The following is a 15146-nucleotide window of genomic DNA, read 5'->3' as shown; positions in this document are numbered from 1 at the left end:
GTTTAAAGATCTAAAGCTTTCTTGGTCGCTTCTAAATAAGCTGTTCCATATTTTATACAAGGCTCCAAATGATTGCCCTCAGCCCACTCATTCATGGCATTAATAAACACAAAATTTTCATCTGTAGAGAATGGTTTAAATTTTTTAACAATGTAACTTAACCATTCACAATATAACTCAGGGCTACTACCTAAAGCAACAGTCCCTTTTTGTCCTTTTCTTGCCGTGTTATCCCATGAAGGAGTAACACATCTATATAACTTATATTTATCTTCTCTTCTTGCTATAGACTCTTTAACACCCTTTTTAAAATCTCTAAAATCTCTTTTATTTTTATTGACACCCAACAGCTTTAAATACCATTTCTCTTGAGCTTTATAATTTAATTTATGCTTAATTACTCTATGTGGTCCAAATTCAACTATACCATCAAACACATTAAATTCAGGTAAAATAAATGAACTAAAACTTTCTACGGCACAAATATAAATACCTTTAAAATTAAACTCATTTTTTACAATATCTCTCCAAATGCTAATAGTTACCTTATAATTAGGAAGCAATCCGTACCTGTAAACTAAAAATACAGGTTTACCATCTACTTTTATATACCGTTCATCTGAAAATACATTTTCACATAACCAACGCATATGTGCTTTATCATCATCTAAATTATAATTTTGTTCAATTAAAATATCATGTTCCTTTCCATCCCATCGGCGTGTCCAGTTTTCATTGGCCCAGCATAACATAAAAGGCATCTCTAAATCCTTCTGTTGCAACATACCATCTATAGGTTGATTTAGTAATCGTTTACCATTAAACCAGTAATGGTAATAACAAAACCCCTCAATACCATAAGCTTTAGCCAAATCCGCTTGTGCTTGTCTTGCCTCTGGTAAACGTAAATCATAAAAACCTAAGTCTGTTGGTAAATGGGGTTGATAATGCCCTTCAAACAGAGGCTTTGCCTTGGTAACATTAGTCCATTCGGTAAAACCTTTCCCCCACCAAGCATCATTTTCTGGTATAGGATGAAACTGTGGTAATACAAAAGCTATGGGTTTAATCTTTCTTTTCATATTTATGTTAACCAATGACTTAAATCTCTATTTAAAAAATTAGACAAACTTTCTATTTCTGATTTATATATTGATAATAACAAAGCCTTATCTCGCTGTTTTATAACTGGTTTTTTATAAATATGCTTTTTAATTCTGTAAGGCAAACATTTTGTATAGGCATATTTATCATCTAAGTACCTAAGCATTTTATAAACAGGCCTAATATCTACTTTATCATTTGTATTATAACGTCTACTAAAATCAGGCACGAAATCATCATTAACACCTATAAAATTACAAATATCTTTATAAGTCTCATATGGACTGTGTTTTAAATCCTCATTTAAGTATACTCGTAATTGTTCGGTTCCAAACTGCTTTTTATAAACCTCTAAAGCCTGTAAATAATACCCCAGATAAATGTATTGTTTTCCCTGAGGCAATTCCTTTCCTTCCAATTCATCTTTTAAAGCCTTACTAAAATTTCGTTTTTCATCTCCCCACCTTACATACATCAAATAATTTGAGAAAGCTCGTTCTATTGGATTACGTAATACAGCTATAATTTTCATGCTAGGGTTAAAATCATATATATGCTTTGCACAATAAGGGTTAGCCAAATACGATGTAGATGATTCTCCCGCTGCTTTAAAAAGTTCACTGCCCTCAAAAAGCTTATTGTATGATTCTAATGATTTAATAACTAGCTGTGCTCTAAAATTACCATCTTCGCCTTGGTTATCATAATAATTAAAAAACATGGGCTCCTTAATTGTAGGCTTAAACACTTCAGGGTGTGCTGTAAGATATTGAAATAAAGATGTGGTACCTCCTTTGTTTGATCCAATAATTAAGAAGTTTGGTTTCACTCTCATCTATAAATATTTTTTAAATTTATTCAATCCCGTACGATTATTATCAAAATGATACCCTAAGATTTTAATATCTTGTATATATTTTGTTGCAACTAAATTTTCCATAGAACGTGTATAAAAATTAGCATAATTAACTTTGCGCTTACTTTTATTAATATGAATATCAAAGTTTTTTATAATGTTTAATTTTTTTAAAATTTCGTCAATATCCACATGAAAATTCTCAAAAGCCCCCACAAAATTCAGTTGATATTCACCTTCTAAATCAAAAAAAGAAGTTTGAGGTAGTAAATGATCTCCTAGGTAACTTTGACTATTATCATTATTTAATATCTCATAAAAAGGGCCTGATTTATTTATAAAATCAGAAAACCCCCCTGTGACTCCAGAAAACTTTTGAATAAATTTATAATCAGAATAAGCACGATCCCAAGGATTTCTCACGAAAGTAAACTTAAAATAGTCATTCCATTGTTCTTGTGTAACCAACTCTAACTCCAGCAACTGTTTTGCAGTAGCATGTTGCATATGCAACCTACGTTTCGGACACCAACCGAAGAGCTTTTCATAATCCGGCCTTTTTGTTTTAAACTGAACATCAGGATAAAAAAAAGAGAGTATACTCATACCTGCAGTTTTAGGTACATGTATAAAAATACATTTATGTTCGTGCGATATCATAAGCTTTAATTTACAACCCAAGTAGCATCTAAACAAAAGGCCGGCCAATAATCATGCTCTGCCGAGACACTAAAAGTACAGATATTGTTTTGTCTATAAATTGGGTTCTTATTGTTATCTTCGTGCATTTCTATAGCGATAGAATATACCCCCATGGTTAATTGTATATTAGATATATTCACACTAACATTAATGTTTGATGCAATAGAAGTTTCTTGGTTATACATATCATAATTTGGTATTAATGCTACCGGCCGTTCTTCCTTGTCAAATATAAATACCTTTATAAAAGGCATTTTATCTAAATTAAGCATTCTAAAATGCAACTTAATCATTAAATTTTCATTCCAATTAATTATGTCATTACCTCCTTCCGAAATTACTTGACAGGAAATTAATTCAATACTACCATCATCAAAAACAACATTTCCTTCTTTGTTTGCAAAAGTTTTATAATACAACTCAATGCCTTTGGATACATTTTTACCACAATACTGAACTTCGCCATGATTTAAAAGCATAATATCATTACAGATACGAGAAATCATTACCATGCTATGGCTTACAAAAATCACAGCGGTATTAGGTAATAACTGGTCTATAGTTTTGAAACATTTAAGTACAAAACCTAAATCCCCAACCGCCAGTACCTCATCAATAATGAGTACATCAGGTTCCATTTGGGCGGCTATGGCAAAGCCCAGGCGCACCTTCATGCCACTACTATAATGTTGTACCGGCATATCGATAAATTCCCTTATCTCGGCAAAATCTATAATAGCATCTAACTTCGTATCTATCTCTTTTCTGGTAAACCCTAAAATAGCACCATTATTATAAATATTTTCCCGCCCGCTAAGTATGGGGTTAAACCCTGCTCCCAATTCTATCAAAGCGCCTACCTTACCTTTTATGGTAACGCTACCAGCATCAGGGTTTATGAGTCCGTTTAATATTTTAAGCAGGGTACTCTTACCGGCGCCGTTATGACCAATAAGCCCTAAACACTCCCCACGGCGCAACTCAAAACTCACGTCCTTCACCGCCCAGAACTCCTTAGGGCGCAGTTGCCGTTCGTTGGCGTTGCCTCGCACCGCAGCAAACAAGTCCTGCACCCCATACCACAAACTGGTCTTCAGGTCTTTACAAAACTTCTTACTCAAGCCCTCGACTTTTACGAGGATGTCATTGTTAGGTTCTATATGTTTTTCTTTTTTGTTCAAATTCTGTTTTTATGTCGTGAATCCTGAATTGTGAATTTACAATATTTCATCTCACGCCTCACCTCTCACGTTTCACTGTCATCCTGAGCTTGACGAAGGGTCACTTCTCACTGTCATCCTGAGCTTGACGAAGGGTCACACCTCACTGTCATCCTGAGCTTTACGAAGGGTCACTTCTCACTGTCATCCTGAGCTTGACGAAGGGTCACACCTCACTGTCATCCTGAGCTTGACGAAGGACCACCTCTCACTGTCATCCTGAGCTTGACGAAGGACCACCTCTCACTGTCATCCTGAGCTTGACGAAGGGTCACTTCTCACTATCATCCTGAGCTTGACGAAGGACCACCTCTCACTGTCATCCTGAGCTTAACGAAGGGTCACTTTTCACTGTCATCCTGAACTGGTTTCAGGATCTTTCTTCTCACCACTCACGCATCACCTTTCCACAATTACCGGAATCGCTATACGATAAAATATCAACCCTATAAAAAACAAGCTCATACTCACCAATGCAATTACACCAAAATACCCCAAATACTCTAAAGGCTGCCCCAATACCATTTGTCGTGATGTTAGTATGATTGCTGTAAACGGATTCAACTCCATTATGGTACGCATCATACCACTTTTGGGTATGGCATACACCACGGGTGTAACGTACATCAGTAAGCCCATACCCATGGTAATTATTCGAAACACATCGTTATAAATCATGGCTATTGGAGTCAAAAACAACCCCAAAGTGGTACCAAATACAATAGCCACCAGTATAGCCAACGGAAAAAACAAAATGGATATGTGCAAATCAACACCAAAAACAACCAGCAACACCAACAATAACAACACTTTAATACCACTGTTAAATAACAACTTATAAATACCGGTTAATACCAGAGCTTCCTTAGGGAAATTAATTTTACTTAGCAACCCTTTAGCGCCTCTCGTACTTTGCATAGGAGCTTTAATAGCCTCGGTTATTATAGACCAGATTAAGGTACCCGACATGGCATAAATGGGATAAGGCACCCCGGTGTCGGTAAGTTTGATGGTTCCCGTATAATTTAAAAAGATCCAGACAAATGCCGAGGTTAAAGGATTTATAAACACCCAGATCAACCCTAAATACGACTGGCGGTACTGCGATTTAATATCACGAGTCGCCAGTTGCCTGGCTAGAAAATGAGACCCTAACAAATCCTTAAAACTGGATTTAAGCAATACGCCTAATTTTAATTGGTTCTCTTTTTGGTATACTCGGGTTTCTAAGGGCATGGTGAGATTAATAGCATTGTCAAGTAGTAAATATAATCAGGTCAACCCATGTAAAAAAATCATTGTTGAAGTAATTCGATAAAATACAGAGTTTATTGGTTAAGGATGAAACTCCAACAAATTAAGATACTGAAATCGAAGATTCAGCGTAGCTAATCAAGTTCAGCATGACAAAGAATTGGTGTCACTGCTAACGTCCTACGTTTCACGTTTCAAAAAACAACAGCCAACAACTAACAACCATTTATCCTTTAAAACGTCATGGTGAGGCTAGCCTGTACTGAGCACAGTCGAAGTAAAGCCATCTCATGAAAGGAACACCGTTTAGAAAGATGACGTCGTCGCATCCTCCTCGTAATGACAATTTATTTGTAATAATAATACAAAACGTAATCGTAAAGCCTAAAAAAACATTGTCAGTCTGAGCTCCGCCTGTCCTGAGCATAGTCAAAGGATCACCTTGAGCCAAGTCGAAAGGTCACCCTGGGCTTGTCGAAGTGTTGTTTCAGAATCTCACAAATTACGCTTCACCTCTCACTGGCATACCAAACTCACCTGTCATCCTGAACTTGCTTTGTCATCCTGAACTCGTTTCAGGATCTCACAAAACACATCTCACGCCTCACTATCATCCTGAACTTGATTCAGGATCTCACATTATAGAACGTAGCCCCGTCAAAAATCAGAAATAATAAGTGAAATAATATTTGATATTAAGCGAAGTCAAACACTGTTTGCGGTATTATAGAGAAACAACGGCCATACACTGTCATTCCGTACTTGATACAGAATCTTTTTCTTAATAAAACTTATATGCTCCTTTATCACACCCTACAATTTCCTAGTTTTTGACTTGGTTTATCTTGAGCGTAGTCGAAAGGTTTTGTATCAAGACAACTGCGAAGCATATCATGAGTTCCACAAAAGAATAAGTAATAGACGAATAAAAGAAATGAACATATTAATAAAACAAAAACGACCTATGATAAATTTCGTAGTAATACCAAGATCAAGATGAAGCATTGAGATAATTGGATATAAATAAAAATTAGAATTTCTAAACCTTACAATATTTAGCACGTCAAAAATCAGAAATAATAAGTGAAGGAATGAAACTGCGATGCGTAGCATCAAGCATGTAATTCCGAAACGCATGGTGCTTTAGCAATTTCCTAGTTTTTGACTTGATCTTTTGGTTCGTTTTACATCAAGGTAAAATGAACAAATAAAAACAATCTAAATCTTATACTTAAGCACCTCCAGTATTCTCTTTACCGCCTCTTCAGGCGCAACCTCAACCGTTTCTATTTCAATTGTCGGACTCAAAGGCTCCTCAAAAGGTGCACTAATACCTGTAAAATTTGTTATTTCTCCAGCCCTCGCTTTTTTATACAAGCCCTTAACATCACGCTGTTCACAAATTTCGAGAGGGGTATTCACAAACACTTCAATATAATACGCCTCGCCAACAATGGTTTTTATCATCTCCCGAATACTGTTATATGGTGAAATAAAAGCGGCAATCACCACCATACCTGCATCAATAAATAAGCGCGCCACCTCGGCTGTACGTCGCAGATTCTCGGTACGATCTTCCTTGGTAAACCCTAAATCTTTATTTAAACCCCGGCGTAAATTATCCCCATCAAGCGTATAGGTATGAATCTGTTGCTTATGAAGTTCCTTTTCAAGCAGATTGGCAATGGTCGATTTACCGGATCCCGAAAGCCCCGTAAACCAGATTAAACAAGGCTTGTGCTTATTCAAATCAACACGATTACTTTTGGTGATGCTGTAGTCTTGCTTTTTATTATGTTCCATAAATATCTACTGAACTATAAAATAAGGATTCAACAAATTGGATTTATTATATACCAAAGGTTTATCCTGATCTACCTGCGACACCTCCAGCCCAACCGCCAGACACAAGGCATGCCCGGCGGCCGTATCCCACTCCATGGTTGGCGCAAATCGCGGATACATATCGGCAGCACCCTCGGCCATTAAACAGAACTTTAAGGAACTCCCTTTAGAGACCAGCTCCACGTCATAACCTTCCTGCTTCAACTCTTTAATAAACACATCGGTATCCGGACTCTTATGCGATTTACTGGCTACAATTCGTAGTGTTGAGCTTATATTCCAGTCCGGACTAATGGAAACTGAGGTGTTTAAAAGATCTTCACTAAACACATGATTAGGAATGTTACACTTATAGGCCTTTTCAGTTTTTACCTCAGCATAATACAAAGTTTCCGTAACCGGCACATAAATCACCCCCAAAACAGGTTTTCCTTTTTCAATAAGAGCAATATTCACCGTAAACTCCCCATTACGTTTTACAAACTCCTTGGTACCGTCTAACGGATCGACCATCCAGCAAGTTCCCCAGTCCTTACGTACAACATAATCCACCTGTTTATTCTCCTCACTAATCACAGGTATCGAGGTATCTACTAAATAAGAATTAATAACTGCATTGGCACGTTCATCAGCCACCGTTAGAGGGGAATCATCATGTTTAAGCTGTACCTCAAAATCCCCGGAATACACCTGCATGATTTCGGCTCCTGCTGCAACGGCAGCTTCTATGGCTGTTAATAGTAGTTTGTTCATTATAATTTTATATTTTATTCCCTACCTGAGCGTAGGATGCTGAACTGAATTCAGCATGACAGAATAACTTTATCCTGTCATTCCGAAGGTGTCACCTTGAGCGCCGTCGAAAGGTTGTTTCGGAATCTCACAGCCAACAACTTCTCACAACGGACAACGGAGAACTGACAACAACTAACCTTTAAATCGCTTCTTCAACTTCCCTAACCAGCCCTTCTTCTTAGTCCCTTCGCCATGATATCCGTTGCCATAACTACCGTACCCATACCCATAACCGTAACCATAGCCATACTTAGCCTTCTGATCGTAAAAATTATACAGCAAGCTGATATTCTTGACTTCTCCCTTTTTATACTTATCGTTAATTAATTTCAACATATCCTTCTTGGTATAATCCTGGCGAATTACATACAAAGTCGCATCCACATAAGGCGTTAATTCCAGAGCATCCGATACCAGTCCTACCGGAGGCGTATCCAGTATAATATAATCGTACTGTGTTTTTAAATCGGTAATTAAATCATGCATATAATCCCCGATCAATAATTCCGACGGATTTGGAGGCACAGGCCCCGAGGTAATAACATCCAGGTTTTTCACACTGGTCTGTTGCACGATATCCTGTAAAGTGGCCTGCCCGATTAAATAATTGACAGCACCTACCGAATTTTGTATTTCAAAATCATCAAAGATTTTAGGCTTACGTAAGTCTAGTCCTACCAGAACGGTTTTCTTTCCACTTAAGGCAAATACCGAAGCGATATTTATAGAACAAAAGGTTTTTCCTTCACCACTTACCGAAGAGGTTAACATCACGGTCTTAGACCCGGACACCTCCTGACGTTTATACATAAACTGTAAACTGGTACGAATGGCTCGGAAGGCTTCAGCAACTGCAGAATTCGATTTCTGTAACACCACCAGATTGCTATCGGCACTACTCCTTCCAACGACTCCTAAAAGCGGCATCTTTGTTAGAGGCTCCATATCCACAGGATTATGAATCTTTCTATCTAAAAAAGTTACTATAAAGGCCACCAATAATATGGGGATAAATGCAGCAATAACTGCAAATACATAGCGTATACTTAAGTTCGCTACTCGTGGCCCCTGGCCAATGTCTTTTGCTGGCTCGATAAGAATGATGTCCGAAATATTGGAAGCTTTTACCAGATCGGCTTCGCCTCGTTTGGCCAGGTATAAATTATAAGTATTCTGACTCAATAAATACTCACGTTCTATCCCCTGAAGTTTTTGTTGGTTTTCAGGCATCACGGAGAACTCACGCTCTAAATTCGCTATGTTTCGGTTTATCGTTTGAATTTGAAACCTGATATTCGCCTTATTAGATGAAATACTCTCATAAATCACCTGCTTAAGCCCTTCAATTTGTCGGTTTAAATCATCAAAAATAGCTGCATCACTACGCACCGAATATTCCAGTTTCGATTTCTCTCCAGATAATTGAATAATTTGAGCAATGGCTTGCGTAATATTACTATCTGAAATACCCTGAACCGCCGGTGCCGGAAAGTTGGTAAAGTCTTTACTGGTTTCCAGGTAATCCTTTAACAAATCGTAATACAACAACGATTCTTCCAAAACCATCTTTTCATCTTCAAATTGTGTAATCTTCTTTATCAGCGCATTGCTTTCGCTCCCTAAATCAAATATGTTATTACGCTGCTTAAAGGTATTTAAGGAGTCTGCTTTCTTACCCAACTCCGCCTTTACTCTGGCCAGTTGTTTATCAATAAAATTAACCGTATTAATGGCATACTGATTTTTACGCTGTAATAAATCACGATCCAGTATGGCTATACTGGCATTAAGATAATCGACTATCTTGGCTTTATTTCTATAGGTTAAACGAAGGGTTAACAAAGGCGTTCCGCCTTCATTAACTACAGAGAATCTATCTACAAATTGAGATACTGTTGTATTATAATTGGTGTACTCGATGTAAAACTCTTTACCTGTTAAGTGGCGCGACTTGGCATTCCTAACAAGACGCCCTTTAAGAACATCCAGATTAATGTATGCTCCAAAGCTATAGGTGCGTTCTAATTGAGGTTGACTTACAGGCAGTGTTTTGATTTCCTTAGTTTCAAAATTCTGTACAGCTATAGATTCCGATTCTCCAAAATCGTAAGACAAGGTAAATTGCTCATCATCTATAAATGTTATTTTAATAGGATGTCCTATAACCTGAAACGCCTCCAAATCACCTTCAAAAGTAAAAGGGACTGCTTCGTAAACATCAGTCATATGAAAACGGCCCTGCTGTAAATAACTTAAGTACAAATCCAGACTATCTACTACCTTTTCATGATGCTTTCGCGATTTTAAATTAAGCAAGACATCCTGAATCTTTCCGGAAATACCTCCGTAATTAAAAATTAAACTGGTGTTTGATGTGAATAAAGGGTTCTTATCATCCTGCACCGAAATAGAGGCACTTAAAGTATATGGAAACTCCTTTCTAATATTTTGCTGATACACCACATACAAGCCAATAACCAGAGCCAGCACAAACCATTTCCAATAGCTTAACGCTCGTAACAAAAAAGCCTTAAAATCGAAATTTAACGTATACTGCGAGGATGTATAATCGTCTTCCATAGGTTATAAACTCTTAATAATAAAATAGGTACTCACCAATACAGAAAACACACTTACAATAGTGGTTAAGTTTTGTACAGCGGTTTGTCCGCCTCCTAAGGCTTTACGCTTTAAAGGCTTTACCAGAATAATGTCGTTCGGTTGAATATAATAGAACTCCGATTTCATCGCATTAATATCAGTCAGATCGATATGATGAATCTTTTGTCCCTGTGGGTACTGACGAATAATCATGACATCTTTACGATCTCCTGTTACCCTAATATCCCCTGCATTGGCAATGGCTTCCAGAATATTCACACGATCTCTGTAAATAACACGTGTTCCTGCACTTATTTCTCCAAGGGTGGTATACTTTAATCCGGCTAACTTAACGGTGACGAAAATCTGAGCCGTTTCCTTAAAATATTGCGCTAATAGCTCACGCTTTACCATAGCCTCAATTTCCTCTACCGTATAACCCAACACATTCAATTCTCCAAGAACAGGAAACTCTATATTCCCGTGCAAGTCTACTGTAAAACCCGTAAAATACAGGGATTGTTCCGATCCTCTACCGTTGTTATTTGAAGAAGAGGATGTCGGATTAAAAATCTCAACCAACTCCTTGTCTAAAGCCTTTACATCAATACTTAAAATATCATTCACCTGAACACGATACGGTTTCGATAAGGCTTGAATTTGAAGCGAATCGCTTACAGTAGTTCCGCCTTTATCCTGCAGATAAACAACATCTTTATTGGTAATACATGAGCTGCATAATACACTCATAACAAGACAGAAGATACCGAACAATTGTTTATTCATATGGAGCTTAGCTTTATCACAAATATAACTTTTAAGGGGGAACAATAAAATATATACCTGTATTTTTGGTTTTTTATACGTTATTTGCAAAAAATTATAGCTTTTGAATTACTTAACTGTCGAAAACATATCGAAATCCTACGGAGAACTTACCCTGTTTCAGGACATTTCTTTTAGCATACACAAAGACCAGAAAATAGCCTTTGTTGCTAAAAACGGAACCGGTAAAACCTCTATTTTACGTATCATTTCCGGTGAAGATACACCAGACTCTGGTCAGGTCACTTACCGAAAAGACATTACGGTATCCTTCTTATCTCAGGACCCGAAATTTAACCCGGAGCTTACGGTGGAAGAAACCATCTTTGCCAGCGATAACGACATCTTAAAGGTTATTGGTAATTACGAAAAAGCCCTTGAAAATCCGGAAGATACCGATGCCTACCAGAAGGCTTTTGAGCAAATGGAGTTGCATCAGGCCTGGGACTTTGAAACCCAGTACAAACAAATTCTGTTCAAGTTAAAGCTGGATAATTTAGACCAGAAAGTCGGGTCTCTATCTGGTGGACAAAAGAAACGTCTGGCGTTGGCCAACGCCTTAATCAACAAACCAGATTTATTGATTCTGGATGAACCTACCAACCATTTAGATCTGGAAATGATTGAATGGCTGGAAGCCTTCTTTGCCAAAGAAAACATTACGCTTTTTATGGTTACGCACGACCGCTACTTTTTAGAGCGCGTCTGTAATGAAATTATAGAGCTGGATGAAGGGCAGCTATACAGCTATAAAGGTAACTATTCTTATTATCTAGAGAAGCGCGAAGCCCGTATTGAGCAATTTGAAACCGAAACGGGTAAAGCCAAGCAACTCTTTAAAAAAGAATTAGAGTGGATGCGACGCCAGCCGAAGGCCCGTACCACCAAATCGAAGTCGCGTATTGACGATTTCAGCGATATCAAACACCGGGCACACCAGCGTCGTAAAGACCACGAAGTGCAACTGGAATTAAATATGGAACGCCTAGGCAGCAAAATTCTGGAATTCCATAAAGTATCGAAAGCCTTTAAAGACAAGGTTATATTAGACAAGTTTGACTATACCTTCCAAAAAAGCGAACGTGTTGGTATTATTGGTAAAAACGGAACCGGTAAAACCTCTTTCCTGAACATCCTTACCCAAACCGCCCAACCCGATAGCGGAAAAGTGATTACAGGTGAAACCGTTAAGTTTGGTTATTATACCCAAAATGGTATTGAGATTAAACCGGAACAAAAGGTTATTGATGTCATCCGTGAGTTTGGCGATTATATTCCACTAAAGAAAGGACGCCAGATTAGTGCGCAACAGCTTCTGGAACGTTTTTTATTCAGTAGAAAAAAACAATACGACTTTGTTGAAAAACTAAGTGGCGGGGAACGCAAGCGACTGTATTTATGTACGGTTCTTATTCAAAACCCTAACTTTTTAATTCTGGATGAGCCTACCAACGATTTAGACATCGTCACCCTTAATGTGTTAGAAAGCTTCCTGATGGACTTCCCGGGTTGTATTATAGTGGTGTCTCACGACCGTTACTTTATGGATAAGGTCGTCGATCACCTTTTAGTTTTTAAAGGTGATGGGGTGATTGAAGATTTCCCGGGCAACTATACAGATTACCGTGTTTACGAAGATAGTCAACCCGCCGAACCAACCGTTACCGAAGATAAGAAAGAGAAAAAATCCTGGAAACAGAATGAAGCCAGTAAGCTGAGTTATAACGAGGAAAAAGAACTCAAAAACATAGAAAGCAAACTGAATTCCTTAGCCTATGACAAAAAGGAAATGGAAGCTAAATTCAATAACCCAGATTTAACTCAAGATGAAATTAATGAGCTCTCATTAAAGCTTCAAGACATTATTGATGCTATTGAAGCCAAGGAAGAGCGCTGGTTTGAGTTATCGTCTAAACTGGAGGAGTAAAACGAGATTAAGATTCCGAACCAAGTTCGGAATGACAATACCTTTTGTCATGCTGAACTTGGTTCAGCATCTTTTTTAGATCAATTAGTATACCGTATGACATACCAAGTTTCTCAATACCTAAAATTCTTAATACGTTCCACCAATCAACATGGGGTGCACTCCCCTTTTGTTTACAATCTGGTGACTAAATGCTTTTACGATCGCAAACACTATCCAGCATACCAAAATATTAAAGCGTACAAAAAAGCTTTATTAAAAAACAAGAAGCGTATTTCAATAACCGATTTAGGCGCAGGCTCAAAGACAACAAATCAAAATACCAGATTGATTAAGTCCATAGCCCAGAATTCAGGTACACCACTAAAACGCGCTAAATTATTATACCGTTTGGTTAACTATTTGGAATGTCAATCGATTTTAGAATTAGGGACTTCCTTAGGTATTAGCACTCATGCTATGGCTTTAGGGAATCACACAAAAATAGTTTCCACAGAAGGTTGTCCCAATCTTTATAATTTTACTCATAAAAATCTGAACGCCTTTAGTAATATCACACTCATTAATTCTGACTTTCGTTCAGCTATTGCAAACCTAAAATCAAATTCATACGACTTGGTTTTCTTTGATGGCAATCATACTAAACAAGCCACTTTAGCGTATTTTGAAGCTTTACTCAATAGCACACACAACGACTCGGTGTTTATTTTTGATGACATCTACTGGTCTGAAGGTATGACCGAAGCCTGGGAAATCATCAAACAACACCCTAAAGTAACCGTCACTATAGATACGTTTTACTGGGGTTTTGTATTCTTTAGAAAAGAACAGGAAAAGGAACATTTTACTATTCGCTTGTAAATAGCACTTTTAAGATTCTAATTAAAACCTTTTACCTTTTCACAGATAACCTATAATTTAGCAATATGCTAAAAGGCTTTAAAACAAACAAATGAAAATTTACACTAAAACCGGCGATAAAGGCTCTACTGCTCTATTTGGAGGCACTCGCGTTCCTAAGCACCATATTAGAATTGAAAGTTACGGGACCGTAGACGAACTAAACTCTCACATTGGTCTTATTAGAGACCAGGAGATTAACCCTGATTATAAACATATATTAATCCATATTCAAGATCGATTATTTACAGTCGGCGCTATCATGGCAACCGATCCGGAAAAAGCGGTTTTAAAAAATGGCAAGGAGCGTTTAAACATTCCTAAAATATCTGAAGAAGATATTGCTCGTTTAGAACAAGAGATGGATACGATGGATGCTGCCTTACCACCAATGACACATTTTGTGCTTCCTGGCGGTCATCAAACCGTGTCATTCTGTCACATAGCACGTTGTGTATGCCGTAGAGCCGAGCGTTTAGCTACTGCGCTTAATGACATAGAACCGATTGACACCAACTGTTTAATTTACTTAAACCGCCTATCTGACTATCTTTTTGTGTTGGCACGGAAGTTGTCCTACGACTTGCAAGCAAATGAAATTAAATGGATTCCCGAAAAGCAATCCTAAACTTTAAAGCTTAACGAAAAAACAAATTATTAATTTATAGTAACGCAACTATTAATTTCTAAGTTTTTCCTGTAAAAAAATACGTTCTTTTAAATTACCGTTAAATAAATGATTTTTTTCTTGCATGTTTAACCTAAAAATTTATTTTTGCACAAAATTAAAACGCATTATAACATGTATTGGACTTTAGAATTAGCAAATTATTTGAGCGATGCTCCTTGGCCGGCAACAAAAGATGAGTTGATAGATTATGCTATTAGAACTGGAGCACCTTTAGAAGTTGTGGAAAATTTGCAAGCTATTGAGGACGAAGGTGACGCTTACGATTCAATAGAGGAAATTTGGTCAGACTATCCCTCGGATGAAGATTACCTCTGGAACGAGGACGAATATTAATATAAAGTATAAAGAAAAGTTAAAAAGTCTCGAGTCGAGACTTTTTTTTGTTCCTAATCTTTATAAAAACACATTACAAACTGTATCTTTGAA

13 protein-coding genes are annotated in these 15146 nt (G+C 37.4%); 4 read left to right on the top strand and 9 right to left on the bottom strand.

Annotated elements, in window-relative coordinates:
* Positions 1 to 2: 2 nt before the first annotated feature.
* The 9 genes from ICJ85_RS07515 to ICJ85_RS07475 all read right to left on the bottom strand — a co-directional run bounded on the left by ICJ85_RS07515 (position 3) and on the right by ICJ85_RS07475 (position 11163).
* Positions 3 to 1082: a glycoside hydrolase family 99-like domain-containing protein gene (locus tag ICJ85_RS07515; RefSeq protein ID WP_188223182.1), complete on the bottom strand. Its 1080-nt coding sequence runs from the start codon at positions 1080 to 1082 to the stop codon at positions 3 to 5.
* 2 nt (positions 1083 to 1084) lie between these two features.
* Positions 1085 to 1939 (bottom strand): sulfotransferase family protein, encoded by an 855-nt coding sequence (locus ICJ85_RS07510; RefSeq protein WP_188223181.1) that lies wholly within the window; start codon positions 1937 to 1939, stop codon positions 1085 to 1087.
* Entirely contained in the window at positions 1940 to 2620 is a 681-nt protein-coding gene (locus ICJ85_RS07505; protein WP_188223180.1) for a sulfotransferase family 2 domain-containing protein, read from the bottom strand. It lies immediately after the preceding gene.
* 5 nt (positions 2621 to 2625) lie between these two features.
* Positions 2626 to 3783, bottom strand: coding sequence for an ABC transporter ATP-binding protein (locus ICJ85_RS07500; RefSeq protein ID WP_241739505.1), 1158 nt, complete (start codon positions 3781 to 3783; stop codon positions 2626 to 2628).
* A 498-nt stretch (positions 3784 to 4281) separates the two neighbouring features.
* Positions 4282 to 5118, bottom strand: a complete 837-nt coding sequence (locus tag ICJ85_RS07495; protein ID WP_188223179.1) for an ABC transporter permease — start codon at positions 5116 to 5118, stop codon at positions 4282 to 4284.
* Between the two features lie 1236 nt (positions 5119 to 6354).
* Entirely contained in the window at positions 6355 to 6939 is a 585-nt protein-coding gene (gene cysC / locus ICJ85_RS07490) for an adenylyl-sulfate kinase (protein WP_188223178.1), read from the bottom strand.
* 6 nt (positions 6940 to 6945) lie between these two features.
* Complete coding sequence (gene cysQ / locus ICJ85_RS07485) at positions 6946 to 7734, bottom strand: 3'(2'),5'-bisphosphate nucleotidase CysQ (protein WP_188223177.1); 789 nt, start codon at positions 7732 to 7734, stop codon at positions 6946 to 6948.
* 174 nt (positions 7735 to 7908) lie between these two features.
* Positions 7909 to 10356 (bottom strand): polysaccharide biosynthesis tyrosine autokinase, encoded by a 2448-nt coding sequence (locus ICJ85_RS07480; protein WP_188223176.1) that lies wholly within the window; start codon positions 10354 to 10356, stop codon positions 7909 to 7911.
* A gap of 3 nt (positions 10357 to 10359) precedes the next feature.
* On the bottom strand, positions 10360 to 11163 hold the full coding sequence (locus ICJ85_RS07475; protein WP_188223175.1) for a polysaccharide biosynthesis/export family protein: 804 nt from the start codon (positions 11161 to 11163) through the stop codon (positions 10360 to 10362).
* Between the two features lie 103 nt (positions 11164 to 11266).
* Here ICJ85_RS07475 and ICJ85_RS07470 point away from each other — a divergent pair, with 103 nt between their 5' ends.
* The 4 genes from ICJ85_RS07470 to ICJ85_RS07455 all read left to right on the top strand — a co-directional run bounded on the left by ICJ85_RS07470 (position 11267) and on the right by ICJ85_RS07455 (position 15053).
* Positions 11267 to 13129 carry an ABC-F family ATP-binding cassette domain-containing protein gene (locus ICJ85_RS07470; RefSeq protein ID WP_188223174.1) on the top strand — a complete coding sequence of 621 codons (1863 nt, stop codon included), beginning with the start codon at positions 11267 to 11269 and terminating at the stop codon, positions 13127 to 13129.
* Between the two features lie 96 nt (positions 13130 to 13225).
* A complete protein-coding gene (locus tag ICJ85_RS07465) occupies positions 13226 to 13990 on the top strand; it encodes an O-methyltransferase (RefSeq protein WP_188223173.1) in 765 nt (254 codons plus the stop codon).
* Between the two features lie 91 nt (positions 13991 to 14081).
* On the top strand, positions 14082 to 14657 hold the full coding sequence (locus ICJ85_RS07460; protein WP_188223172.1) for a cob(I)yrinic acid a,c-diamide adenosyltransferase: 576 nt from the start codon (positions 14082 to 14084) through the stop codon (positions 14655 to 14657).
* Positions 14658 to 14831: 174 nt separating this feature from the next.
* The gene (locus ICJ85_RS07455; protein WP_188215051.1) at positions 14832 to 15053 is read left to right on the top strand and encodes a DUF2795 domain-containing protein; all 222 of its coding nucleotides are present in this window, start codon (positions 14832 to 14834) and stop codon (positions 15051 to 15053) included.
* Positions 15054 to 15146 lie beyond the last annotated feature (93 nt).

Origin of the sequence: Aestuariibaculum marinum (assembly GCF_014596975.1) — a bacterium.
Lineage (GTDB): Bacteria > Bacteroidota > Bacteroidia > Flavobacteriales > Flavobacteriaceae > Aestuariibaculum > Aestuariibaculum marinum.
This window is presented reverse-complemented; position numbering and strand designations above follow the sequence as displayed.

Coding starts and splice junctions, on each gene's coding strand:
- ICJ85_RS07515 (WP_188223182.1), bottom strand. CDS start 1,082: ATGAAAAGAAAGATTAAACCCATAGCTTTTGTATTACCACAGTTTCAT.
- ICJ85_RS07510 (WP_188223181.1), bottom strand. CDS start 1,939: ATGAGAGTGAAACCAAACTTCTTAATTATTGGATCAAACAAAGGAGGT.
- ICJ85_RS07505 (WP_188223180.1), bottom strand. CDS start 2,620: ATGATATCGCACGAACATAAATGTATTTTTATACATGTACCTAAAACT.
- ICJ85_RS07495 (WP_188223179.1), bottom strand. CDS start 5,118: ATGCCCTTAGAAACCCGAGTATACCAAAAAGAGAACCAATTAAAATTA.
- cysC (WP_188223178.1), bottom strand. CDS start 6,939: ATGGAACATAATAAAAAGCAAGACTACAGCATCACCAAAAGTAATCGT.
- cysQ (WP_188223177.1), bottom strand. CDS start 7,734: ATGAACAAACTACTATTAACAGCCATAGAAGCTGCCGTTGCAGCAGGA.
- ICJ85_RS07480 (WP_188223176.1), bottom strand. CDS start 10,356: ATGGAAGACGATTATACATCCTCGCAGTATACGTTAAATTTCGATTTT.
- ICJ85_RS07475 (WP_188223175.1), bottom strand. CDS start 11,163: ATGAATAAACAATTGTTCGGTATCTTCTGTCTTGTTATGAGTGTATTA.
- ICJ85_RS07465 (WP_188223173.1), top strand. CDS start 13,226: ATGACATACCAAGTTTCTCAATACCTAAAATTCTTAATACGTTCCACC.
- ICJ85_RS07460 (WP_188223172.1), top strand. CDS start 14,082: ATGAAAATTTACACTAAAACCGGCGATAAAGGCTCTACTGCTCTATTT.
- ICJ85_RS07455 (WP_188215051.1), top strand. CDS start 14,832: ATGTATTGGACTTTAGAATTAGCAAATTATTTGAGCGATGCTCCTTGG.